This is a genomic window from Streptomyces sp. NPDC054841 (assembly GCF_053611045.1).
Window position 1 is genome coordinate 1 of the sequence record NZ_JBSGZO010000126.1, and the last position, 19526, is coordinate 19526.

General features: G+C 71.2%; 30 protein-coding genes. 1 reads left to right on the forward strand and 29 read right to left on the reverse strand.

Annotation, left to right across the window (positions count from 1 at the left end; all coding sequences use genetic code 11):
- Positions 1 to 24 precede the first annotated feature (24 nt).
- From ACWGI8_RS18645 to ACWGI8_RS18690, 10 genes are all read right to left on the reverse strand, one after another.
- Complete coding sequence (locus tag ACWGI8_RS18645) at positions 25 to 939, reverse strand: replication-relaxation family protein (protein WP_453662186.1); 915 nt, start codon at positions 937 to 939, stop codon at positions 25 to 27.
- A 512-nt stretch (positions 940 to 1451) separates the two neighbouring features.
- On the reverse strand, positions 1452 to 2150 hold the full coding sequence (locus ACWGI8_RS18650; RefSeq protein ID WP_453662188.1) for a hypothetical protein: 699 nt from the start codon (positions 2148 to 2150) through the stop codon (positions 1452 to 1454).
- Between the two features lie 130 nt (positions 2151 to 2280).
- The gene (locus ACWGI8_RS18655; RefSeq protein ID WP_453662189.1) at positions 2281 to 2622 is read right to left on the reverse strand and encodes a hypothetical protein; all 342 of its coding nucleotides are present in this window, start codon (positions 2620 to 2622) and stop codon (positions 2281 to 2283) included.
- A gap of 46 nt (positions 2623 to 2668) precedes the next feature.
- Positions 2669 to 3700, reverse strand: a complete 1032-nt coding sequence (locus ACWGI8_RS18660; protein ID WP_453662190.1) for a phosphoadenosine phosphosulfate reductase — start codon at positions 3698 to 3700, stop codon at positions 2669 to 2671.
- Between the two features lie 75 nt (positions 3701 to 3775).
- Positions 3776 to 4675 (reverse strand): Mom family adenine methylcarbamoylation protein, encoded by a 900-nt coding sequence (locus ACWGI8_RS18665; RefSeq protein WP_453662192.1) that lies wholly within the window; start codon positions 4673 to 4675, stop codon positions 3776 to 3778.
- Entirely contained in the window at positions 4675 to 5199 is a 525-nt protein-coding gene (locus tag ACWGI8_RS18670) for a DUF6248 family natural product biosynthesis protein (RefSeq protein ID WP_453662194.1), read from the reverse strand. The genes ACWGI8_RS18665 and ACWGI8_RS18670 overlap by 1 nt, the downstream gene beginning before the upstream one ends.
- A complete protein-coding gene (locus ACWGI8_RS18675) occupies positions 5196 to 5849 on the reverse strand; it encodes a hypothetical protein (RefSeq protein ID WP_453662195.1) in 654 nt (217 codons plus the stop codon). Before ACWGI8_RS18675 ends, ACWGI8_RS18670 begins: the two co-directional genes overlap by 4 nt.
- 110 nt (positions 5850 to 5959) lie before the next feature.
- The gene (locus tag ACWGI8_RS18680) at positions 5960 to 6187 is read right to left on the reverse strand and encodes a hypothetical protein (protein ID WP_453662197.1); all 228 of its coding nucleotides are present in this window, start codon (positions 6185 to 6187) and stop codon (positions 5960 to 5962) included.
- On the reverse strand, positions 6187 to 6807 hold the full coding sequence (locus ACWGI8_RS18685; protein WP_453662199.1) for a hypothetical protein: 621 nt from the start codon (positions 6805 to 6807) through the stop codon (positions 6187 to 6189). Before ACWGI8_RS18685 ends, ACWGI8_RS18680 begins: the two co-directional genes overlap by 1 nt.
- 9 nt (positions 6808 to 6816) lie before the next feature.
- Entirely contained in the window at positions 6817 to 7188 is a 372-nt protein-coding gene (locus tag ACWGI8_RS18690) for a hypothetical protein (RefSeq protein ID WP_453662200.1), read from the reverse strand.
- Positions 7189 to 7246: 58 nt separating this feature from the next.
- On the opposite strand from ACWGI8_RS18690, the gene ACWGI8_RS18695 reads away from it, so the two are divergent.
- Positions 7247 to 7369: a hypothetical protein gene (locus tag ACWGI8_RS18695; RefSeq protein ID WP_453662202.1), complete on the forward strand. Its 123-nt coding sequence runs from the start codon at positions 7247 to 7249 to the stop codon at positions 7367 to 7369.
- A gap of 42 nt (positions 7370 to 7411) precedes the next feature.
- On the opposite strand, the gene ACWGI8_RS18700 is transcribed toward ACWGI8_RS18695, so the two are convergent.
- From ACWGI8_RS18700 to ACWGI8_RS18790, 19 genes are all read right to left on the reverse strand, one after another.
- Positions 7412 to 8095: a DNA-processing protein DprA gene (locus ACWGI8_RS18700; RefSeq protein WP_453662204.1), complete on the reverse strand. Its 684-nt coding sequence runs from the start codon at positions 8093 to 8095 to the stop codon at positions 7412 to 7414.
- Positions 8096 to 8186: 91 nt separating this feature from the next.
- A complete protein-coding gene (locus ACWGI8_RS18705; protein ID WP_453662206.1) occupies positions 8187 to 8720 on the reverse strand; it encodes a single-stranded DNA-binding protein in 534 nt (177 codons plus the stop codon).
- Positions 8721 to 8764: 44 nt separating this feature from the next.
- On the reverse strand, positions 8765 to 9556 hold the full coding sequence (locus tag ACWGI8_RS18710; protein WP_453662208.1) for a hypothetical protein: 792 nt from the start codon (positions 9554 to 9556) through the stop codon (positions 8765 to 8767).
- Between the two features lie 40 nt (positions 9557 to 9596).
- A complete protein-coding gene (locus tag ACWGI8_RS18715; protein WP_453662209.1) occupies positions 9597 to 10211 on the reverse strand; it encodes a cell envelope biogenesis protein OmpA in 615 nt (204 codons plus the stop codon).
- Between the two features lie 65 nt (positions 10212 to 10276).
- Complete coding sequence (locus tag ACWGI8_RS18720; protein ID WP_453662211.1) at positions 10277 to 10708, reverse strand: hypothetical protein; 432 nt, start codon at positions 10706 to 10708, stop codon at positions 10277 to 10279.
- A 76-nt stretch (positions 10709 to 10784) separates the two neighbouring features.
- A complete protein-coding gene (locus ACWGI8_RS18725; protein ID WP_453662213.1) occupies positions 10785 to 11120 on the reverse strand; it encodes a hypothetical protein in 336 nt (111 codons plus the stop codon).
- 116 nt (positions 11121 to 11236) lie between these two features.
- Complete coding sequence (locus ACWGI8_RS18730; protein WP_453662215.1) at positions 11237 to 11626, reverse strand: hypothetical protein; 390 nt, start codon at positions 11624 to 11626, stop codon at positions 11237 to 11239.
- An 80-nt stretch (positions 11627 to 11706) separates the two neighbouring features.
- Entirely contained in the window at positions 11707 to 13224 is a 1518-nt protein-coding gene (locus ACWGI8_RS18735) for a ParB/RepB/Spo0J family partition protein (protein WP_453662216.1), read from the reverse strand.
- A gap of 213 nt (positions 13225 to 13437) precedes the next feature.
- Positions 13438 to 13959: a hypothetical protein gene (locus ACWGI8_RS18740; RefSeq protein WP_453662218.1), complete on the reverse strand. Its 522-nt coding sequence runs from the start codon at positions 13957 to 13959 to the stop codon at positions 13438 to 13440.
- Positions 13960 to 14024: 65 nt separating this feature from the next.
- Positions 14025 to 14264, reverse strand: a complete 240-nt coding sequence (locus tag ACWGI8_RS18745) for a hypothetical protein (protein ID WP_453662219.1) — start codon at positions 14262 to 14264, stop codon at positions 14025 to 14027.
- Positions 14265 to 14330: 66 nt separating this feature from the next.
- Complete coding sequence (locus ACWGI8_RS18750; RefSeq protein ID WP_453662221.1) at positions 14331 to 14675, reverse strand: hypothetical protein; 345 nt, start codon at positions 14673 to 14675, stop codon at positions 14331 to 14333.
- 77 nt (positions 14676 to 14752) lie between these two features.
- Complete coding sequence (locus ACWGI8_RS18755; RefSeq protein ID WP_453662223.1) at positions 14753 to 14944, reverse strand: hypothetical protein; 192 nt, start codon at positions 14942 to 14944, stop codon at positions 14753 to 14755.
- Positions 14945 to 15139: 195 nt separating this feature from the next.
- Entirely contained in the window at positions 15140 to 15751 is a 612-nt protein-coding gene (locus tag ACWGI8_RS18760) for a hypothetical protein (protein ID WP_453662225.1), read from the reverse strand.
- Positions 15752 to 15761: 10 nt separating this feature from the next.
- Positions 15762 to 15962, reverse strand: coding sequence for a hypothetical protein (locus tag ACWGI8_RS18765; protein WP_453662227.1), 201 nt, complete (start codon positions 15960 to 15962; stop codon positions 15762 to 15764).
- A 112-nt stretch (positions 15963 to 16074) separates the two neighbouring features.
- Positions 16075 to 16518, reverse strand: a complete 444-nt coding sequence (locus ACWGI8_RS18770) for a hypothetical protein (RefSeq protein ID WP_453662229.1) — start codon at positions 16516 to 16518, stop codon at positions 16075 to 16077.
- A gap of 476 nt (positions 16519 to 16994) precedes the next feature.
- A complete protein-coding gene (locus ACWGI8_RS18775) occupies positions 16995 to 17528 on the reverse strand; it encodes a hypothetical protein (protein ID WP_453662230.1) in 534 nt (177 codons plus the stop codon).
- 116 nt (positions 17529 to 17644) lie between these two features.
- Positions 17645 to 18457 carry a hypothetical protein gene (locus tag ACWGI8_RS18780; RefSeq protein ID WP_453662232.1) on the reverse strand — a complete coding sequence of 271 codons (813 nt, stop codon included), beginning with the start codon at positions 18455 to 18457 and terminating at the stop codon, positions 17645 to 17647.
- A 165-nt stretch (positions 18458 to 18622) separates the two neighbouring features.
- Positions 18623 to 18832 (reverse strand): hypothetical protein, encoded by a 210-nt coding sequence (locus ACWGI8_RS18785; protein ID WP_453662234.1) that lies wholly within the window; start codon positions 18830 to 18832, stop codon positions 18623 to 18625.
- On the reverse strand, positions 18825 to 19313 hold the full coding sequence (locus tag ACWGI8_RS18790) for a hypothetical protein (RefSeq protein WP_453662235.1): 489 nt from the start codon (positions 19311 to 19313) through the stop codon (positions 18825 to 18827). The genes ACWGI8_RS18785 and ACWGI8_RS18790 overlap by 8 nt, the downstream gene beginning before the upstream one ends.
- Positions 19314 to 19526 lie beyond the last annotated feature (213 nt).

Genomic DNA, 19526 nt, shown 5'->3' on the forward strand with positions numbered 1-19526 from the left:
CCACCTATCGCTCGCGCACGGGACTCACAAGTCCGTCCACGGGCGAGACTGGCCGCTGGCCAGAGGCACCCACACAGCCTGGGTGGGACCATGCTGCTCGATGTCTTCCAGCACGGCGGCCCCGAGCCGGACTTCACGGGCGAAGGCCGCTACGAGCGGGTGCTGAGCAACCATCGCCTGCAGATCGCTCATCCGATTGGCCAGCCTGGATCGGGAGGCACCGGTGAGGACGAAGAGCACGCGGGGAAAGACCGGATACCAGCGGAGCCAGGCAGGACCTGCGGCGGCCGGCCTACGGCGGCCGACGGGCTGAGCCTCGTACTGGAACAGACGGGCGTACTCGATCAACTTCACGGCCAGCCGCTCGCTGCTCATGGTGCTGCGATCCACTTCCACGAACGCGCGCAGCTTCCGCCGGTGCTCGCTCTCGACGATGGTGTAGTACATGACAGCGTCGGCAACAATCCGCTCGCCCTCGCCGATGGAGTGAGACACCTCAGGGGTCCAATCCCAGGGGCCATGCTCGTGCCCGAGCCGACGGGCATCTGCGGCAAAAGCCAGATGGGCGCGCACGACGGCGAGCGTGTGCGGAGTCTTCAGCGACGCGGCCGTAGTCGAGGCGATGGGGTAGGGCGGCCGCCCCCGCAGGACAGGCAGATCCCGCGTCAGACGCGAACCTTCCTGCGTGAGATACCAGACGTGGGTACGTGAGCGGTTCCTATCCGGCAGCACCGTGCAGTCGACGAAACCGTCGGAGCGAAGCTTGTTCAGAGCGCGTGACAGCAGCTGCCGTGTCCCCTCCGGCCGCAGCATCCGGCGCAGCTGACTGGTGGTGACGATGCGGTGCTGGGCGAGCGCGGCCAGCACCTGGTGCCGCAGAGGCTCGGCGGAGCTGGGGGCCAAGCTCGTGGCCGGAGTACTCAGTGCGGGACTGGTCATGCAACATCCTCTCGACGCACGCCTGCGGCATGGGCGCTGAGCACTGGGCAGGCTCCGCGCACCGGGTCCCTCGATGCGCCGGTCACGCAATGCCGAGGCGCCGCAACGCGGTCTCCGTCAGAACCTTCGGTTGCTGATGAGGAAACCCGTGCGCCCTGACCAAACCCCCGACCACGAAGCCCCGACCGCGGTCACGAACGCGAAACAGCCTCGCGGTCGGACCGTGGTCGCCATCCATGACCCCGACCACGAGGCTGCGCCGACACACAAGGACAGCTCGCTGCGGAGTCCCGTGACCAGCTCGGCAAGGCCCGCTGGCGCACTGCGCTGAGGGCGGCACCACGAGAAGAACGACGATGGCCGGTCCGCAGCAACTACAGCTGCTGCGGGGCGCGGTGGCGAGCCGCGCCATGCCGGCCATCGTGCGACACCCGGCCCGCAAGGGACCAACGACCCGTAACCGGATGCCGCGTCTCTGGGGCGGTGGTCTGATACGCGCTCACCGCCGGGTTCTACCTTCTGGGACTGCGCTGGGCAGCCTGCTCGAGGATCCGCCGGCGTGTCCACTGTCGACGGCCGCCCTTCTCCGTGACGGCGTCGGTGGTTTCCAGCAACGGCAGGTTGCCCTGGGAGAGGCTGCTGGAGAAGGAGTTGACACTCTTGAACCCCAGCAGGGCAGCCGCCTGTGTCGCTCGCAAGAGCTCGTCAGGGTCGCCGTCGACGGGGACGTCAGGCAGCGACGGCGCCGCGCGCTTCGAGCCGGCGCGCTTACCGCGGCCGGGCCGGGTGGCCATCCAGTCCAACAGGGTCTGCACGCGCCACAGCTGCCGGCGGTAGCGGTTTTCTGGTGTGCCCAGCTCCTCGACGACGTCCGGGTCGGGGAAGTAGCCGGGGTGGTCGCGGACGAAGGTGGTGACCTGGTTGGGGTTCTTGTAGCCCAGGAACCTCGAGGCCTCCGCCGCGTTCAGCAGGTCCTGCGGGTCGCGAGAGGGCGGTGTGTGTTCGCGAAGCCTCGCCGGCGGGCGGCCGGCGAACCACGCGGTGACCTCTGCGTGGTCCCACAAACGGGCACGGCCGCGCATGTCGCGGACGTCAGGGAATCCGTTCTCGGCGCGCTCGTTGTAAAGGCCGCTGATCCTCGCGGGCGTCAGGCCCTGCTCAGCCGCGATCTCGGCAGCGTCGGCCAGGCGAGGCTCACGGTGCGAGGTCATGGCAGAGGTGTCCGTCCTGTCAGAAGGTGAGATCCGGCCTGCTCGGCTCACAACCCACATAATGGCAGGAGTTAGCGTTGGGGGTCCAGTTCGCCGCCCAGGATTTCCCGGGCGGCGAACGAAAACGAGGTCATTCCTCCGGGATCAGGCACACACCGCGGCGGGCCGCGTCCTCAGCCATCTCCGAGTAGGCCAAGGCCGCTGGGGTCATCTCCCAGTCGGCCAGGGCGAGCAGCAAGACCAGCTCATAGCGGTCCTGAGACTCGTCGCACGGCATGCCGGCCGCGTTCGCGGCCGCCACCAGATCCCCGGGGGACAGCCCGGCGAAGCGGGCCGCCACGGTGTGGCGCAGACCATCAAGGCCCTGCTGGTACAGCTCGTTCGCTTCGCGCAGGAGCAGCACCAGGTCCTCGTCGTGGCTGGCCGGTGCGGCCGCGGCGAGGTCGAGGATGCGCTGGGTGGTCGTTGTCATCATGAGCAGTATGCCTTTCAGGAAAGATCAGGGGCGCCCGGAAGTGTCAGTGGGGAGCGGCACAGCCGTCGCACGGCGCGCGACGGTCGCGGCGGGCCAGGTCGGGCTCCTTGCGAGGCTCCTTCTTCAGGGCCGCCCGAACCTGCTCCTCGAGGGCGGTGAACTCCGGGCCGTCGTCCGGGCAGACGACACCGGGATCGGGCGCCCCGCAGGTCGCGGCGTGCCGGATCAGGTCGGTGATGCGCCAGTCGGCGCGGAAGCTGTCTCCTCGCACCTGCTCGACCTCGGCGTACAGGTCGGCCAAGCGCGGCCGTCGACCTAGGGAGAGCAGCACGTCAGCCCGGGAGGCGAAGACACACAGCGAGCACGAGCAGCGGGAGGTGCCGGCCCAGTCGCCCGCGCCGGGCACCGAGTCGTACGTCCAGCAGTACGGCACAGGCGCTCCGCCATGCCACTCCTTGACCGCGTCGGTCGACCAGTCCTTCACCGGCAGCCACTCGTCCACGACCCGCGCACCGTTGACCTGCACCGTACGGAAGGCCGGACGCCTTTTACGGTCGAGCCCCTCGTCGCTGCGCAGGCCCATGACCTTCAGGATCCGCACCGGGCGGCCGAGCTCGCGCCGCAGGCGGCTGACCATCGGCGTCCAGGCGCTGGAGACCACACTCTCCTTGGCGCTCTTGCGGCAATACGGGCTGCCCATCCGCGGGAAACGCCCGTACGCCGCGATCTCAGTGAGCAGACTGTGCGGCATCCGACTCCCGTCAGGGCCGGGCATCGTGCGGGTGACCTCCATGTGCCGGTCGGCCCGCACCCCGAAGGCAGCACTCTGCAGCGTGGCGAGCTCGGACACCCCCGGGTAGCGGATGCCGCCGAAGACGACAGGCGGCCACTCCAGCACACCAAGACTGGAGTGGTACGAGATCACCCGGTCGGCCACGCCGGCGGCCCGGGCGGCCTCCATGAACACGGCCATCATCACCGCGCTGTCCTTGCCGCCGGACAGCTGGGGTGCCAGCAAGTCGTAGGAGGTCAGGTCGGGTGTGCTGGGCGGGCGGCTTGCGGTCAGCGAAGGCATTTCAGCTCCAAGGTGACGAGGACTGGGCGGTGGGACTGGGTGCGCGCGACAGCGGGCAGCGGAGCCGGAGCTCCGTCACGCCACTGCCGGCTCAGGGTCGGGACGCTTGGGGTAGGGCCGCAGGACGGGGAGACCGAGCGCGATCTCCTCCCGCTCACGGCGGGTTCGGCCGAGCCGGAACACATAGCGGTGCGCGCCGCGGTGCCGGATATTGCGGGCGCCGACCGCGGCCAGTGCCTCGCGGAGCCAGCGAGCCGGGTCACAGCCAGGCCGCGGCCGCGGAGCGCCGAGCGCGATGAGCTGGGCCGCGGCGTACTCATGACCCTGCTCCAGGCGGCGAATCTTCTGAGCAGCCCGGTCGTGGAAGACGGTGCCGTCCGGCAGGAGCTTCACCGTGCGTGCGGTTGCCCGACCCGCGTACACCGCATTCGTCGCTGCGTAGATCGTCCCCACGTGCCCGGGCATCACCAGGCTCCCGGAGGCCGTCCGGCGCGGCACGGGGTCGGCGAACGAGACGATGCCTCGTACCCCGTCGGCGAGCAGGGCGTCGAAGCAGCGGGCGAGGAACCAGCTCTCGGCATTGCCCGGGCACTCATCCAGCAGGACGAAGCGTGAGCACTCCAGGGACTCGGTGTAGGGGCGGAGCTCCGGCAGGGGTTTGGTGAGTACGGCCGTGCTGACCGGAACCCCGAACACGGCCACGCCGCTCAGCCGCCGCTCGCCTCCGGAGACGTGGTACAGGCCGTACTGGACCTTCACCGCCGGATACGAGCGGGAGTAGTGGTGTGCGAGGACGAACCCTTTGCCGGGCTCCTCCTCGGGGATGACCTCCACTTGGTAGTGCCGGGCGTCGAACCCGCCGTCGCGGACGTGCCGCCAGGAGTGCTTCCCCTCGCGCCACCGCTGGCACCAGGGTGAGGCGGTCGGCATTTCCGGCAGGTCCTCGAACGGCAGCGTCTCCTGGATCGGGAGCATCACCGTGCCTCCCCGTCCGAGGACTCCTCCGGCAGGTCGGCGTCGGAGAAGAGGGAGAACTGCCAGGCTGGAGTGGCCGCAGGCTTCGGGGCGGGCGGTGTGCGCCGGTCCGCCGGGGGCGCCGTGGGGGCGTCGTCGGCGGTGGTCTGTTCGGCGTCAGCGGTGTGCGTGCAGGGGCAGATCCACCGGCAGGGCCGCTCGCCTGGCCCGTACTGGATCACGGCGACGACGAAGCCGCCGCGGTCGGTGATGGTGCCGGAGTTCTTGTTGACGCGGGGCCCGTTGGCACTGGCGCACTGGGCGTGGTGGCCGGAGCCGCAGGGGTGACAAATGTCGCGTTCGCACGAGCACCAGCGGTGGAAGCCGCGGGGGTAGGCGTCGTCGATCTTGCGCAGCCCCTTGGTCCAGGCGTTCGCGCGGACCCAGGCGCCTTCCTCCTCGGTCATCGGGGAGGCCGTGGTGGAGGGGACCGGGTCGAGGATGCCCATGATCGAGGCGCCCACCAAACGCAGCCAGGTCGTCATGTCTTGTCTCCAAACAGGGTCGGGGCGGCGTGGAGTTCTTTCATCCAGGCCAGGAGGCGGGGGAGGTTGGTGTCGGGCCCGAAGGCGAGGTAGGTGCCGTCGCAGCTCGTGCAGCCGAAGGCCTGCGCGATGCGCAGCCGCCGGCGAGAGTTGACGCGGCCCATGTGGACGGCGAGGCCGTGCTCTCGGGCCTGCAGGGCCAGGCGGTGGGCGGCCGGTCCGGTCTTCCACTCGGTGGAGCCCGCGAGGAACAGCACGTCGAAGGAGCCCCAGGGGATGAGGCCGTCCTCGCTGCCGTCCTGGGCGGCGAAGGCGGCGGGGATGCCTAGGGAGCGGATGGGCTCCAGCCACGGCAGCGACTCGGCGAGAGTCGCCGCGGCGTCCATGGGGACGTCGGGGGCGACGGCCCACAGGCAGCGGTCGCGGCCGTAGCGGTCGACGGTCGCCTTGAGCCAGGCGAACCAGGCCCCGGCGCCGGGCCAGCCCTTGCCGAACTTGCCGTTGTCGCAGGCGTACAGGGCGCCGGGCGGGATGACGTTGCCCTGGGCCGGAGTCGTCATGCAGCCGAGGAGGCCGGCCTGCATCACGGCCCTTACGTCAGCCCCGGACGGCGTGGCCAGGTACAGCACGGCGAGGGAGAAGCAAGGCACGAGCAGGGGCTAAGGACATGGGTGTGCGCATGGGAGGTCCTTCCGGACAGGAGGTGAGGGGCGGTTCAGGCGAGCGGGAGCTGGGCGGCGGAGCCCGAGACCAGGGCGTCTCACTCCCGCTCGAAGTACTTGTCCTGCTTGTCGATCACGCGGGCGGGTGCGGTGGCGAAGAGCTCCTCCGCCATCGGCCACGCCGTGCCGCGAGGGCGCACCCAGGACCGGGCGCGCCCGTACACCGGGTCGTGCTCGACGTCGACGCGGTGTCGCTCGGACGTGGAGATCAGCCGCCGGGCGAGCTGCTGCGGGCGGCCGATGTCGACGCGCTCGGTGGAGCGCATTACCGGGCGCCGCTCTCCGGACGCGGAGAGCAGGAACAGGCGGCGCACGTGGTAGAGCGCCCATGGCATGTCGAGTTCGCGCTCGAACGCCTCCAGGCACGCCCGGTCCCGCGGCTGAGAGCGGTCGAAGAACCCCAGGAGACTGCCGGTCTTGCCGTACAGCATCGCGTCCACCGGTCACCGACCTCGCCCTTGGCACGCAGGCTGCACTTGCGCACGCTGGCCTGCTGGGGCACCGTGCCGACGGACTCCATCTCGTCCCACAGCGTCCACAGCCCTCGGGCGAACAGCCGCTCCGGGTGGCGGGAGTCGTCCAGGACGGTGATCCCGTCCGCCTTCAGGTGCCCGGCCCTGGCCAGCTGGACAAACCGCACTCCGCGCTCGCGCAGCAGCGGGAGCATGAACTCCTCGCACAGCAGCCGCGTTTCGGGCCACTCGCTGCAGGTGGCCATGTAGAGGACGGCGGTGCGCTCCAGGTCGATCCCGTGCGCGGCGGGATCGGTGAGCATTCGCGCGAGGTAAGCGGTGGAATCGGCACCGAGGCCCCAGTTGATGACGGTGTCCAGGTCGTCGGCGGCGGTGAGGCCGGGAAGGGAAGGCGTGTACGCGGTGCGGGGCATGGCGGTTCGTCACTCCTTCGCGGCTGGGTCGGGCAGGGGTACGGCAGGGACGATGAGGACCAGGGCCTCGGCGAGCCACGGGTCGCAGGTCGGCCACGGGTGTCCGTTGGAGAGCACGACCACCGGTCCGGGCTCGTGGGTGAGGTGGCAGCACACGCCGCACCCGCAGGCCGGGTCGTAGGGCTCGGGGTGGGCGGTGTACTGGTCGTTGAAGTAGTCGGCGCCGCGCAGGGAGACGGCGGCCAGGATCAGGTCGCCGTCCACGACGTCGCCGGCCCGGGCCACGCGCGCGTGAACGGGGTCCTGGAGCAGCGGGGCGTGGTCGGCGTCGTCGGGGTAGGCGGTGACGACGGCCTCGAAGAAGTCGACGTGCTCAGGCACGGCGCGGTCCTCTCCCTGGGCCCGTGCCCGACGCTGAACTGCCGGGCACGGGAGGCGGTTGGGTTTCTCAGAGCAGGGCGAGCGCTCGCTCGGGGTCCGGGCAGAGAGCGGCGCGCTGCTCGGCGAGCAGGCGGGCGCTGCCGCTGGAGCGGACGTCGCCGTCGGCGGGCGCGGCGAGTAGAGGCCGGTTCAGGGCGACGGCCGACTCGGCGGTGTGTGTCGCCTATGTGTGGTCCAGGGCCTCGATGAGGATCACCGCGCGGGCGAGCGCGGCCACCAGTTCGGCGCTGGCCTTGAGCGTCGTGCCGCTGGCTGCGGTGCCGGGCCGGTAGAGGCTGACCACCGCACCGCCGCTGGCGGGGATGGAGCTCAGCAGTTGGGCGTGGTCGTGCGGGTGGGCGCGGTCCAGGCCGCGCGGCAGGACCGCGAGCGTCGCCCGCCCTGCCTGGGCGGCGGCCCGGTGGGCGGTGGAGTCGACGCCGTACGCGAGCGTCGCGGTGACCGTGTGACCGGCCTCGGCGACGGCGGTGGCGAAGACGTGTGTGCGGGTGATGGCCTGCTCGGTGGCGTTGCGGTTGCCGGTCACGGCAACGGCTTTGGCGGTCAGCTGGGGGAGCTGGTCGTGTCCGCGGACCCACAGGCCCAGCGGGCAGGCGGGACCGAGGTCGGCCAGGGCGGCGGGCCACACGTCGTCCGAGGGGATGATGAACTGGCAGGTCAGCTTCGCATTGGCGAGTTCGTCGCTCGGCTTGTACTGGGCCAGGCGGGCGCTGCTGTCGAGGCGTACACGCTGCTGCCAGACCTCGGCGGGGGAGTACCGGGCGAGGTCGGCGGTGACCTGGTCGGGGGTGAAGTGGGCGGAGAGCGCGGCGCGGGCGGCACGTTCGGGCAGGGTGCTCTCGGGCATGGCGGCCTTTCGGGCAGGGCGCGGCACCGGCAGGCGAACCGGTGCCGCGCCGGGGTGGGCGGGTGAAGGGGAAGAAGAGGGAGGGAGGGTGTCAGCGGCCGACGTGAAGGGGAGTACCGCCAGCGGCTGCGCTGGAGGTGCCGGTGTCGGACCACCAGCCGGAGGACCTTTGCTCTTCCCACCAGGCGGGCGGGTTGCCCGGTCGCCTGGTGGCCGGTCGGGGTGTGCTCGGCGCTGCGGGCTGAGGCTTTGAGGGCGGGCTGACCGGAGCGGCGGCGGCCGGGCTGGGCAGGCTGGTTTCGGTGTAAGCGATGCGCTGGCGCAGGCTGAGGCCGAGGTCGTCGACGCTCAGGTAGATGGTGTTGTCCTTGATCTCGGTGATGCGTCCCTTGACCAGGACGCTGACCCCGTTGACGAGGGACTCGGTGGCGTTGCGGGCGAGGTCCCGCCAGGCGGTGCACACGTAGGAGATCGGGGTCCCGTCCCGCCATGTCTGTGTGGCGGAGTCCCACTGCATGGGCACCTCGGTCAGGCGGAAGCGGCAGACGGCGATGCCGGATTCGGTGAAACGGCATTCGGCGTCGCTGGCGACGGTGCCGGACACGTGCGTGATGGACGGGGACATGCGAACACCTCCTACATCAAATAATAGTGTGTTTTGAGGGTGGGTCAATCCCCCCTCGGCCACTGCACCCGGCGGACCAACATCCGCAGCCGCTTCCGCCACCCCTCGGCCGCCGCTCGCACCGGCGCGGCGCCCGCGCTGAACACCGTGGAGTCCCCGACCTCCACATGCAGCGGCACCGTTTCGTCGGGACGGATCAGCCGCTCGTCGGTGGTGTCGAGATGCACCGATACCCGCACGGCCTGCATGCCGGCGTCCAGGTACGCGAAGACCAGAACGCCGGCGACCTCGACGCAGGGCAGGCCCTCGTCGTCCGGGCCGGCCTGTGCGTGGAAGACGGCCGCGCTGTTGACCTCGGCGCAGACCTCCTCGCACGGGAAGCGGAAGTCGTGCGGGGCAGGCGTCGTCCGCGCGTACCGGCCGATGCCGTCGGCGTACAGCGAGTAGCCCTCGTCTCCGCGTTCTGCCTTCGGCCCGAAGTAGAGGTCGACGGCCGCCCGGTCGTCGAGGGGAGGGCGGTCCGGGAAGCCGTCCGCTCCTCCCACGTCGTCCCAGCTGCTGCGGACGTGCTGCGCGAGAGAGGCCAGCGCGGAGCCCTCGTCGGTCCAGAGCGTCACCGCGTCCTCGTGGCGGTCCCAGCGGCGCAGCACCCAGGCACTGCCCGCAACCGTGAGTGCCACCGGGTGGGTGAAGTCGAAGCGCGCGAGCCACTCGCCGAGGATGTCGACGGTGCCTGCGCCGGGCCAGTAGTCGGTGCGCTCCTGGAGCTCGTTCATCTGCTCGTACAGGTCGATGATGGCTTCCCCCTCGGGCGTGGCGGGGTCGGGTGTGATCACGGCAGGCTCCTCAACGGAGGGATGGCGGGGCAGGTGGGGGTCACGGCTGGCCGTCCAGGAGGCCGTGCAGCAGACCCATCAGGCGTTCCTGATCGGGCGTGAGCGCTGCGGTGCGCAGGACGCGCCTGCGCAGGACGGGCACGCTGGTGCTGATGCCCGAGGGCACATCGGGCCGGTCGGGCGGGAAGACCAGGCGGTAGTTCCGTGTGTGGATCATCCACGCCTCGTACCGGTCGGCGGGGCTGCCGCTGCGGGCAGCGTGGCCCTCGTCGGGCGAGCCAGACGGGCACGGGCACGACGGATCGGTGCAGGGCCGTCCGGCGGGGTGGCTGGCCAGGACTGGGCTGCGGCGGTAGTGCGTGGCTGTGCCGTTGAGCATGGGGCAGTGCGCAGCGGCGTAGGGCAGGCACTCGGGGTGTAGCGCGGGTTCGGGGGAATGGCCCTGGGCCGCGTCGGCCGGGCGGACGATCAGGAAGCACCGCTCGTCCAGCGGCTGGCCGCAGATCTGGCACAGGCGTCGCAGGAAGGCGGTGCGGGACCGTTCGGCATCCAGACTGCCGAACGCCGCATGGCCGTCGTGGATCAGGGACACCCATGGCACCACCAGCCCGCCTGCCAGAGGCCGGCGCGCACAGCGTTGGGGTATCGAGTGCATCTGTCACTTCCTTCGGATCGCAGGAGCGCGCGGCTGGGAGCGATGACGGCCGGTGCCGCCGGGCTTCAACTGCTCGCCGGTGGGGGAGGGTCGGCGGGACCGCCGGTCAAGAGCGCTTCCCAGCGGGCGTAGCGGCAGTCGGTCGCGTCGTGCAGGCGCAGGTGCAGCCAGCTCATGCCTTGTCCGGCCCGGATGACGGCCTCGGCGCCGATGGCCGCGGCCCGGGGGTACACCGTGCCGTCGTCGGGGTCGGCGACCGCGACGATCAGGCCCGGGCGATGGGGCATGTGGCGGAGCGTGAAGTCGGTGTAGCTGCGGTCGTCCAGGAGCACGAGCGGGGCACGCTGGTACTCCTCGGCGCTGAACAGAGGTGACGGCATGTGCCGGAGGGGGACCGGACACGGCAAGAGGCCGATGGGGTCGTTGCCGAGAGCGTTGCTGATGACCAGCACCGTTTGGTGCGGCCGCTCCTCGGGGGCTTGTGCGGAATCGGACATGGTGGGGTGACACGTCGCTTTCGTGGGACGGGGGGTGGGACAGCCGAGCGGGCTGTCCCGCCCCGCGCGGGTCCGGTCAGCCGAGCGGGTAGAGCACCAGCGCCGGGGCGGCGTTGTCGGGGATGCCGTCGGCGTACAGCTCGCGCAGTTCCTTGTCCCTCTTCAGCTCCTCCGGCAGCGGGAAGACCTCGCCGACGAAGTCGTTGTAGGTCGGCGCGTAGCGGGAGCGGCTGTAGCTGGCGAACGGCGAGTAGGCGTTGCCCTCGACGTCGCGGGAGAGAACGACCAGGGTGGTGCCGGGGAGCTTGCTCCAGTCGCTGCGGACCAGCTGGCGCAGCACGGCCAGCGTCAGGGGGCGGTCGGGGGCGTCGGCGTCCGGGTCGGACGACGTCGCCTGCTGCATGTCGGTCATGACGGCCTTTCGCGTGCGGGCCGGGCCGCGGGATCGCCCGGCCGATGGAATGGAGCCGGGAGGCTCCTGCTTGCGTCGCGCCGTCCCACTGCCGGGGCGGCGTGACGTAGGCCCGGTCAGTCCTCGATCAGTTCCAGGCCGGAGACCGGGACGCCGTTGCCGGGCAGCCGGAAGCGCCGGGTGTCCTCGGGGATGGGGTAGCGGGGCTTGCCCGGCTCGCCGTTGCGGGGGTCGGTGCGCAGCCGCTGGGTGGACTCCTCGTCGAGGATGAAGCCCGCGCGGGTGCCGGTGCGGTTGCGCTCCTGCACCGTGCCGGTCAGGCCGCGCAGCAGCGCCGGACGCAGTGAGTCGGTGATGCGCGCCCGGCGACCGGGCAGGATGCCCGCGTGCGCGGCCTTGTCGAGCTCAACGAGTCGCAGCGCTGCGGCCTCCTGGACCTGGGCGACGGCTCCCGCGTTGGGCAGCTGCCGGATGAAGCCCCGGACTTCGTCGATGGTGACGGGCATGCTGTTCTGCCTCTCTGTGACGAGGGGATGGGGAACCGGCCGGGCACGGGCGTGCCCGGCCGGGGCTTGAGGGGGGGCGGTCAGGCGTCGGCGTCGGGCCGGTGGCTGGCGACGGCCTGCTCCTCGACCTCGGACAGCCGGTAGCTGCCCTTGTCGTCCTGACCGAGCTTCTCCAGGAGCAGGAGGTAGGCAGCCTGCTGCGGGGTGAGGTCCTCCCACAGGAAGCGGACCTCCATGCGGGCGTCGTTCCAGCCCTTCGGCTCGCGCATGTCGCGCTCGAATGCGGCGGCGACGTGCGCGAACAGCACGTGGCCCAGCCGGGCCTTGGTCAGGGTGACCAGTTCCGACAGCCGCACCCGCTCGAACGGGGTCTCGGGCAGCTTCACGCCCAGGAGCTGGGCGATGTCCTCGGCCTCCTGCCGCTGTGCCCACTTGCCGTAGAAGCGGGGCAGGTCCAGCAGTACCCCGGCCGCGAACCGCCAGGCCTCTTCCGGCAGGGCCTTGCTGCCGCGCACCAGGCGGGTGACGAACTCCTGGCGGGGACCGGCGGCGGCCTTCCAGGCCCGGTTGCACGCGGTGACGCGGGCTCGCTCGGCGGCCCTCTCCTCGTCCTCGGCCGTCTTCTCCGGCTTAGGCTTCGGGCGCGCCTTGTGGCCGTACTCGGCCGGGTCGGCGCAGAACCACACCGGCTGGTGCTCGTCGTCGAGGCGGGCGCTGTGACCGGGGCACTCCTTGTGGTTGTCCTCGGCCAGCGGCCTGCCCAGGGGCGTGGTCAGCTCCGACAGAGGCCGGGCGGTGTCCTTCTCCCCATACGGCACCCGCGTGGGCAGCAGGGGGATGCCTGCCTTCTCCAGCGCCGCGACCGCTTCCTTGCGGACGGCACGGTCGGCCTTCTCGGCCTTGAGCAGCGCGAGCTCCTGGTCCCAGTGACCGCGCCCACCGCCCTCCTCTGCCTCGTCGCGGGCCACGGCCCGCAGCAGGCGGCCCTCGGCATTGGGCACGTCGTCGACTTCGGCGAGCATGGCCATCTGCTCAAGGTCCATGCCTCCGGCCGACGCCCGGCGCAGGGTGGCGTCGTCGAGCTGCTGGGCCGACTTGGCCTGCTTGGCGGCGTTGCGGCTGACACCGAGGGCCTTGCTGGCCGCACGGCGGTCGACCTCGCTCATGTCGATCAGGGACAGCTCCTGCGCCCGCAGGGTGTCGCGCGCGCTCATGCCCTCGCGGTGGTCGTTCTCGACCAGAGACAGGAACCGCGTCCAGCCGTCGCGGCCGACCAGGTCTTCCCGCAACTGCGCCTTCACCGGGCGCACCGGACGGCCGTCCGCCTTGGCGGTGGCGTTGGCGACCTGCGCCGCCTGCGCGCGCCTCCAGCCCTTGAAGACGCCGTAGGTGCCGTCGGGCCGGGGCCGGACACTGATGGCTTCCTCGACGCCGATCTCCTTGACGGAGGTGATCAGCTTCTCGTCCGGCTCGGTGTCGTGCTCGCGGGCGTTGCACTCGTCACGCACCAGCAGCGCCGGGTCGAGGTGGACGATCTGGGGTACGGCCTCCTCGTGTGCGTCGGTGGTGTCGGTCTGGGTCGAGACGGCGGTGGCCATGTGGCTCTCCTTCTCCTTGCCTCATCGGCGAATCGGTTCGGCGGTGGGCGGTACCCCTCGCCACACTTCGAATAATAGTGTGTTCTATCGTGAGGGCTAGATGCCCCCTGACCTGCGGAAACGTCGGGCGGTCGGAGTTCTGGGGCGTGGCTCAACGCCCCGCGCCCGGCGCCGGTTCGATCTGACTGGCGCGGGACGGGGGCTCGATGCTTCTTACAGGTTGATCAGTTCGGCGTAGCGCTGGCGTGCGCTGCTCTCGTTGGCATGAAACACGTCGACGTCACCACAGCCGGCGTTGACGCGTGTGGCCCATGTGTCGTTGATGCGCATCAGCAAGACCGTGCCGTCGGTGTCGGTGTGCGACTCGACGATGGTCCAGCCGTCGTGCGTGACCTGTTCACGCACGACCTTGGCCACGGCCGCCACTGCGGCGGCCGTGTCCGCCTCGAATTCACGTCCCTCGTCGTGGGAGTTGTACACCTTCCGGATCTTGTCCACTCTGTGGTCCTGCCAGATGGCCTGCCACGAAGCATGCTCCTGCGGCGGGTGCAGCGTGCGCACCTCGGTTCCGTCGGTCGTGGTGCCGCTGATCACGATCTCCGACCCGTCGGGGAGCGGCACCACCACGTACGTACCAGCACCGTCGCGTACGGGTGTGTAGCGAATCCATGCGGCGCGCAGGTGGTCCAGCAACCGCGCTTCGGCGGTCCTTTCGTTACGGCGGCGTCGGGGCATGACGGAACTCCATCCTGCGCAAGGGGGCGGAAGGGCTGGGCGGATGCCCGGCCGGGGTGCGGTGGTCAGCGGGTGGGCCGCGGCGTATAGGAGGAGAAGACGTAGTGGCCGAGCTCGCGCAGCGCGCCGGCGGTGAGCTCCACGGCTGCGGGGCTGCTGTTGGTCTGGCGGGTGTACGCCTCGATCTCGCTGTTCCAGGTGAACCCCCGGACGGTGAGGGCCTCTTCAGTTCCGGGCGTGAGGTCAAGGGAGGACTCGGGGGCGGCGACGAGTCCGTGAGCGGGGTGGGGCACGACCAGGAACACCAGGTTTCCTTCCGGTGTGGGGCCGCCCCGGCCGGGGCGGCCCCGCGGGTCAGGGCGGACGGGCAGTCAGCGGGTGACGGTGACGGTGTAGTCGGCTTCCAGGACAGCGAGGGCGGCACGGATGGCGGCGCGGGTCTCCGGGCTCGGCACCGAGTACGGGAAGTCCAGGGCGTGCACGGCGTCGTCCAGGTGGTCGTCGGGCATCGGCAGCACGTACCCGCTGCGGTAGAGGGCGACGGCGGTCGCGGTGGCGACGCGGCTGCGGTTGTAGGCGACGGCTTCCCCGGCGCTCGCGCTGTTCCCGAAAGCTTCGCTGGCGGTGGGGGGCAGAGCGGCGATACCGGCTGCGAAGAGGCGGGCGGGAATGCGGAGACGGGCCGGTCGCAGGGCGCGGCGCAGTGCTCGCAGCATGGTGACTCCAGGGGGCTGGTGTGGTCGGTGGGGAGGGGGCGCGGTCGGTGGGGGCGGCGCCGACCGTGGCGAGTCGGTCAGGATGTGGTGGTCCACAGGGGGTAGCCGGAGCGGATTTCCAACGTCCAGCCGCGCCCTTGGAAGACGGGGGTGTAGGGGGCGCCGCAGTGGCCGGTGACCATGTCGCAGAGAGCGCGGGTGGACGGGTGAGCGCTCAGCTCGGCGGCCTTCGCAATGACGGCGCACGGCACGGCGGCGGTGCGCTCCACAGCTGCAGGGCTGTTGCGGGACTGCGGGCATACGTTCCGATCCCGCTGCCCCAGGTGAATCCCTGGGCGGTGGGGGACTGCTCGGTGATGGGTATGGGGCCAACGGCGGACTCCGCGACGCTGAGGGCCACCACCCCGCAACATCCATAATAGTGCGTCCATGGAGGTTGGGAACCCACCCCTGGCCTGCCCCTTTCACTCCCGTGACGCCTGGGCGAAAGCGGCCAGCATGGGGATCACCGAGTCGGGACGGCTGGTTGCTTCGACCTGAACCCACTCCCCGGAGGGGCCGACGACTGCACACACGGTGTCGACGTGGACGGGGCCACGCTCCCCGGGCGGCCTGGAAGCGTGCTGCCAGACGATCCGGGTGCTCCGGTGCTCCTCCTCGACCCGTGGCCCAGGGAGTGCGCCGGCCACGGCCTCGGCGACGGCGTGGCGGGCGCTGGCCTCCGCCTGCTGACGGGCGGTGAGCTCGGTGGCCAGCTCTACGGCCTGGGCGTGCAGCGGGTACAGCCGCCTGGTGATCTCGCTTGCCACATGCCGGGCACTGCTGGCCGTGACCCCGATCGACGATGCCTGCACCTGGGTCTCACCCGGAATGGCCGCGTAGATCTTCAGTCTGCCGGGACGTTGGCGGTCGGGCTGGCACAGATGCAGGGCGCGGCCGTCCCCGTCGGTGACGAGCCGTGCAAGGCCGCGCCGGAACTCGGGCAGCGGGGCCGTCCGGCAGTGCGTGCCCAACTGACGGGCCACCTCGTCGGCGAATGCGTCGAACTGTTCCTGACTGGTCAACTCCTGGGGCATGGCGGCCTCTTCACTCCTTCGGGCGGCTGGTGGGAGTGCCCCCGGTGTGGGGCGCTGCCGCGGCCTGGTCGCGACGCTCGGCGTCGTGGCGTGCATCTTCAGCGGTGTATCCGGTGTCGCACCACGGGCGACAGAACTGTCCCTGCGGGGCTCCGGAGGTCTCGCACCGCTCGTCGAACTCTTCAGGGCGAAACGGCGGCGGGCTGCTCATGCCTGGAACTCCTTCCTGGGGCGCGCCTGCGCTTGCTTGTGTGGGTGTGGCGCCGCTGGTGGGTCGACGGGGCCCGCGGCTGCCGCAACGGGCCCCGCTCGGCAGGTTCTGGTCAGTCGCCGAAGTAGCAGGTGCCGGCTTCCGGGTGACCGTGGGGACGGATCCGAAGGTGGAGACCCATGTGCGGGATCTCGTATCGGTGCTCCCGGTAGTCGGCCCACCACTGGGTCTCGCGGTTCCAGCGGCGGTGCGCGGCAACGCGGCCGTAGAAGTAGCCGCCGAGTCGGACACCACGCTTGTCGTCGGCGTCGACGTCGGGGCTGGTGAGGATGACGTCGAAGATCACGCGGAGGGTGCGGGCCTCCCAGGAGTCCGCGGCATAGGTGCGCGACTTGGCACCGGCGCCCCGGTGGTCGACGATGTCGCGGCGGGACGACGTGTTGAGAGCGGCGGTGATGTCGTCGGGCAGCAGGATGACGGTGATGCCGTGAGTATCGGCGGTCACCGTGACCTCGTCCGGCGCCACTTCACGGAGAGTGCTCGACGTGGAGCTCATGCAGGGGCCTTTCCAGGTGCCGGGCGGACGGGGTTGGCGGTCGGTCAGGGACGGCCAGACGGCCGGGGCTTGCGGTACCGGTACAGGAAGCGCGCAGCCCATATGCGGCTGGTGAAGCCGGGGATTCCGCCGCCGCTGCCGGGGTGGTCGCCGGGATACTCGGCAACCCACTCGCAGCAGTGCGGGTCGCGCCAGACGATTCCGTAACAGGCGCTGCGCTCCTGGCGGTCAAGGACCCGGTAGCCGAGCGAACCGGGTTGGCGGCGAACGTGAACTCGTCAGGCATCGCGGCCCTTCGGTCCTGGGTGCGGGAAGGGGCGGTGAGGGGAGGGCCCCCTCCCGCAACATGTATAATAGTGGATCTGCGGGGGTTGGGAACCCACCCCTGACCTGCTCCTTCGTCGCGTCCGGGCGACGGCGGGAATGCACCGGCCTGGAGGGCAGGCCGACTCCCGGGCCTGGTTGGCTGCCGGGTATCAGTTGGTCGAGCGGGCCATCCGAATCAGCGTGTCCACCACGGTCACCGGCTCGTCGGTCAGCGTGACGGTGACGCGGGAGAACGCCAGGCTGGCGCTTCCGCGCGTGTCGTCGGTGACAACGCGAAAGGCGATCTCGTGTTCCTCCTGCTCCTGCTCCCGGAGTTCGGCGAGCGTGGGCCATGGCTCGTCAAGGCACTCGCACACGTCATCGTGGCGGCAGTCGTCGCGGTCTTCCGCCCATGCACGGATCTTCTCGTAGGCGGCTGGGGTGAGTCCCAGCAGCGTGACGTGGGCGCGGTCGCCGTGCGAGGTGGACAGGACGTGCGCCGTGAACATGGGGGAGGTGACCCGGCACCAGGCATCGGGACCTTCCCCCCGCCACGCGCGGTGGATGCTGCCGCGGTCTCCGTCCGCCTGGAGCAGGATCAGGGCAGCGGTGTGCGCAGCGGCCATACATGCCGCACGGGCGGCCTCGCTGGCGACGCGCAAGCTGGTCGACGCGGCTTCGGACATGGTGGTGGAGAGGTCCATGAGGGGGCCCTTCCGGGGCGTGTCCAGATGCGGTAAGGGGGCCAAGAACAGCGGTGGCGCAGGGGGCCCGGGCCGGTGCCGGGGCCCGCTCACCAGTAGGCGCTTGCGCCTCGGTGTCAGTGGGCGCTGACCATGGCAGGGCGCCGGCCGCGTGGGCGGATGCGCTGCTGGGCGCGCAGGGAGACGGCTTCAGCCTGGGCACGGCGGGCGTGGTCGTGCTCGCGGGCGGCTTCGGTGAGGCAGTAGGGAGCCAACCACTGCATCACGTCGACGTGGCGGGCCAGCGAACCGGGGAAGTCAGCCAGCATCAGCAGCAGCACCGGATGCGGGCAGACGGTGAGCCATCGCGCTGCGGTCCACCAGGCGGCCACGGCAGCTCGCCGCGCGGGGTGAGCGGCACGGGCTTCCCCTTCCAAGCGGGCGGCATCGGCCTGGTGATGGGATGCCGACCAGGTGAGGAAGCGCAACAGGGCGGGAGTGTCGCGCTGCCGGGAGGCGTCCAGGATCACGGGCAGGTCGTCGCGCTGGGCGACGTGCTCGGCGCAGGCTCGCAGGACGGCGGTGAGCGTCGCTGCGGTCTTCTCCGACGGTGCGTGTCCGGCGGCGGACTCCATCGGGTACACCGACACCTGGGGGCGGTCGGCGTTGTCGCTGTAGAGGGTCAGGCTGCCCCGGAAGCCGGTGCGGCTGCGGGAGAGCCGCGGCAGGGCGTCGTCCGGGGCGGTGACCTGAAAGGCGTTCACGGGGCCGAGACAAGCGCGTACGGCGGTGAACTGGTCCCAGTGGCGGGGGTGGTGCGTGCCGGTGACGTGCACGCTGCCACGCATCGCCCCGCCCAGCTCGAACACGACGGCGTCGTCCTGGCGGGGGCCGGCGGTGGCACGCACGGTTCCGGCGGGCGTTTCGATGGTCAGGCTCGGGCTGGTCATGGGCTGCGACTCCTCGGGGGTCGACTCGGTGAGCGGGGGCCTGCCGCCCCGCGCTCGCCGAAGGGGAGAGTGCGGGCGTCGGGGCGGCAGGTCTTCGGCCAGTGGCGCGCTGGCCGGGTTGGCCGTCAGCCCCCCGGGGCGGGGGGCGGGAACGGCGTCTGTGGGTTACGCCTGCGGCGGCTTGTGGCGGTGCAGGTTGCCGCGCTCGGTCAGGCCGATTCCCGCGCGACCGCACGGGCAGTCGGCGTAGCGGCGGCCGTGCAGGCGGAAGAACTTCGGCCCTGCCGCGTTGGCATTGAGGGTGCGGAGCGTGCCGGGGGCCGGAGTGGTGTTGGTGCAGTAGCCGTTGGCGGTGACGGCGGGCGTGTCAGGCACGGGGCTGCTCCTCGTCGGTGTCGTGGATCTTGGGCAGGATCGGGGCGTTGTAGACATCGCGGAGTACAGCGGAGACGTCGGGGCACGGGATGACGGCGTCCTGTAGCTCGGCCGTGTCCATGGGGTGTAGCCACCCGTTCCGTACGGTCCAGCCGCACGCACGGGGGTTGGGCTCGGCGGCCGTGGTGGCGACCAGGACGGCGCTCCGGACGGTGCTGCCCTCCAGCGCGAACACCAGCAGCGTGCGCAGGGCGTCGAAGTCGTCCTCGTCCAGCACTGCTAGGCGTAGCGGGGCGGTGCCGACGGAGAGGTCGGTCCGGCCCGCTACAAACGTGTCGTCGGTCCGCTCGACCACGAGATTGATCGTGTGTTCGCCGTCTCCGAGGGCCTGCACCAGGGCGGCAAGCGCGATCAGGGTGCGGCTCATGGCGGCCGCGATGGCGGCATCGTCGGGGCGTATCAGCTGCGGGCGTGCGGGCATTTGGGCTCCTTGCGGAACGGGGGCGGTGAGCGTGGGGCGGTGAGTGCTGCGGCTGGCGCACTTACGTCCGGGACGCAGCAGGCGTCGGCTGGGCCCGCGCGGAGTGCTCCGCAGGCGGGCCGCGCTGCCGCTGTGCGGCATCGCGGCGCCGGCGGCGGCGCGCACCCCTGGCGAGGAGCGCGCCGCGCTCTGGGAGGTGGGCCTGTGCGGGCC

Excerpts from the sequence above, each read along its gene's own strand:
- ACWGI8_RS18670 (WP_453662194.1), bottom strand. The coding sequence starts at position 5,199 with ATGACGACCTGGCTGCGTTTGGTGGGCGCCTCGATCATGGGCATCCTC.
- ACWGI8_RS18775 (WP_453662230.1), bottom strand. The coding sequence starts at position 17,528 with ATGGACCTCTCCACCACCATGTCCGAAGCCGCGTCGACCAGCTTGCGC.
- ACWGI8_RS18660 (WP_453662190.1), bottom strand. The coding sequence starts at position 3,700 with ATGCCTTCGCTGACCGCAAGCCGCCCGCCCAGCACACCCGACCTGACC.
- ACWGI8_RS18720 (WP_453662211.1), bottom strand. The coding sequence starts at position 10,708 with ATGTCCGATTCCGCACAAGCCCCCGAGGAGCGGCCGCACCAAACGGTG.
- ACWGI8_RS18780 (WP_453662232.1), bottom strand. The coding sequence starts at position 18,457 with ATGACCAGCCCGAGCCTGACCATCGAAACGCCCGCCGGAACCGTGCGT.
- ACWGI8_RS18765 (WP_453662227.1), bottom strand. The coding sequence starts at position 15,962 with ATGAGCAGCCCGCCGCCGTTTCGCCCTGAAGAGTTCGACGAGCGGTGC.
- ACWGI8_RS18680 (WP_453662197.1), bottom strand. The coding sequence starts at position 6,187 with ATGCGCTCCACCGAGCGCGTCGACATCGGCCGCCCGCAGCAGCTCGCC.
- ACWGI8_RS18750 (WP_453662221.1), bottom strand. The coding sequence starts at position 14,675 with ATGCTGCGAGCACTGCGCCGCGCCCTGCGACCGGCCCGTCTCCGCATT.
- ACWGI8_RS18700 (WP_453662204.1), bottom strand. The coding sequence starts at position 8,095 with ATGCCCGAGAGCACCCTGCCCGAACGTGCCGCCCGCGCCGCGCTCTCC.
- ACWGI8_RS18665 (WP_453662192.1), bottom strand. The coding sequence starts at position 4,675 with ATGCTCCCGATCCAGGAGACGCTGCCGTTCGAGGACCTGCCGGAAATG.
- ACWGI8_RS18725 (WP_453662213.1), bottom strand. The coding sequence starts at position 11,120 with ATGACCGACATGCAGCAGGCGACGTCGTCCGACCCGGACGCCGACGCC.
- ACWGI8_RS18650 (WP_453662188.1), bottom strand. The coding sequence starts at position 2,150 with ATGACCTCGCACCGTGAGCCTCGCCTGGCCGACGCTGCCGAGATCGCG.
- ACWGI8_RS18790 (WP_453662235.1), bottom strand. The coding sequence starts at position 19,313 with ATGCCCGCACGCCCGCAGCTGATACGCCCCGACGATGCCGCCATCGCG.
- ACWGI8_RS18715 (WP_453662209.1), bottom strand. The coding sequence starts at position 10,211 with ATGCACTCGATACCCCAACGCTGTGCGCGCCGGCCTCTGGCAGGCGGG.
- ACWGI8_RS18760 (WP_453662225.1), bottom strand. The coding sequence starts at position 15,751 with ATGCCCCAGGAGTTGACCAGTCAGGAACAGTTCGACGCATTCGCCGAC.
- ACWGI8_RS18770 (WP_453662229.1), bottom strand. The coding sequence starts at position 16,518 with ATGAGCTCCACGTCGAGCACTCTCCGTGAAGTGGCGCCGGACGAGGTC.
- ACWGI8_RS18685 (WP_453662199.1), bottom strand. The coding sequence starts at position 6,807 with ATGCCCCGCACCGCGTACACGCCTTCCCTTCCCGGCCTCACCGCCGCC.
- ACWGI8_RS18645 (WP_453662186.1), bottom strand. The coding sequence starts at position 939 with ATGACCAGTCCCGCACTGAGTACTCCGGCCACGAGCTTGGCCCCCAGC.
- ACWGI8_RS18655 (WP_453662189.1), bottom strand. The coding sequence starts at position 2,622 with ATGACAACGACCACCCAGCGCATCCTCGACCTCGCCGCGGCCGCACCG.
- ACWGI8_RS18740 (WP_453662218.1), bottom strand. The coding sequence starts at position 13,959 with ATGCCCCGACGCCGCCGTAACGAAAGGACCGCCGAAGCGCGGTTGCTG.
- ACWGI8_RS18735 (WP_453662216.1), bottom strand. The coding sequence starts at position 13,224 with ATGGCCACCGCCGTCTCGACCCAGACCGACACCACCGACGCACACGAG.
- ACWGI8_RS18705 (WP_453662206.1), bottom strand. The coding sequence starts at position 8,720 with ATGTCCCCGTCCATCACGCACGTGTCCGGCACCGTCGCCAGCGACGCC.
- ACWGI8_RS18730 (WP_453662215.1), bottom strand. The coding sequence starts at position 11,626 with ATGCCCGTCACCATCGACGAAGTCCGGGGCTTCATCCGGCAGCTGCCC.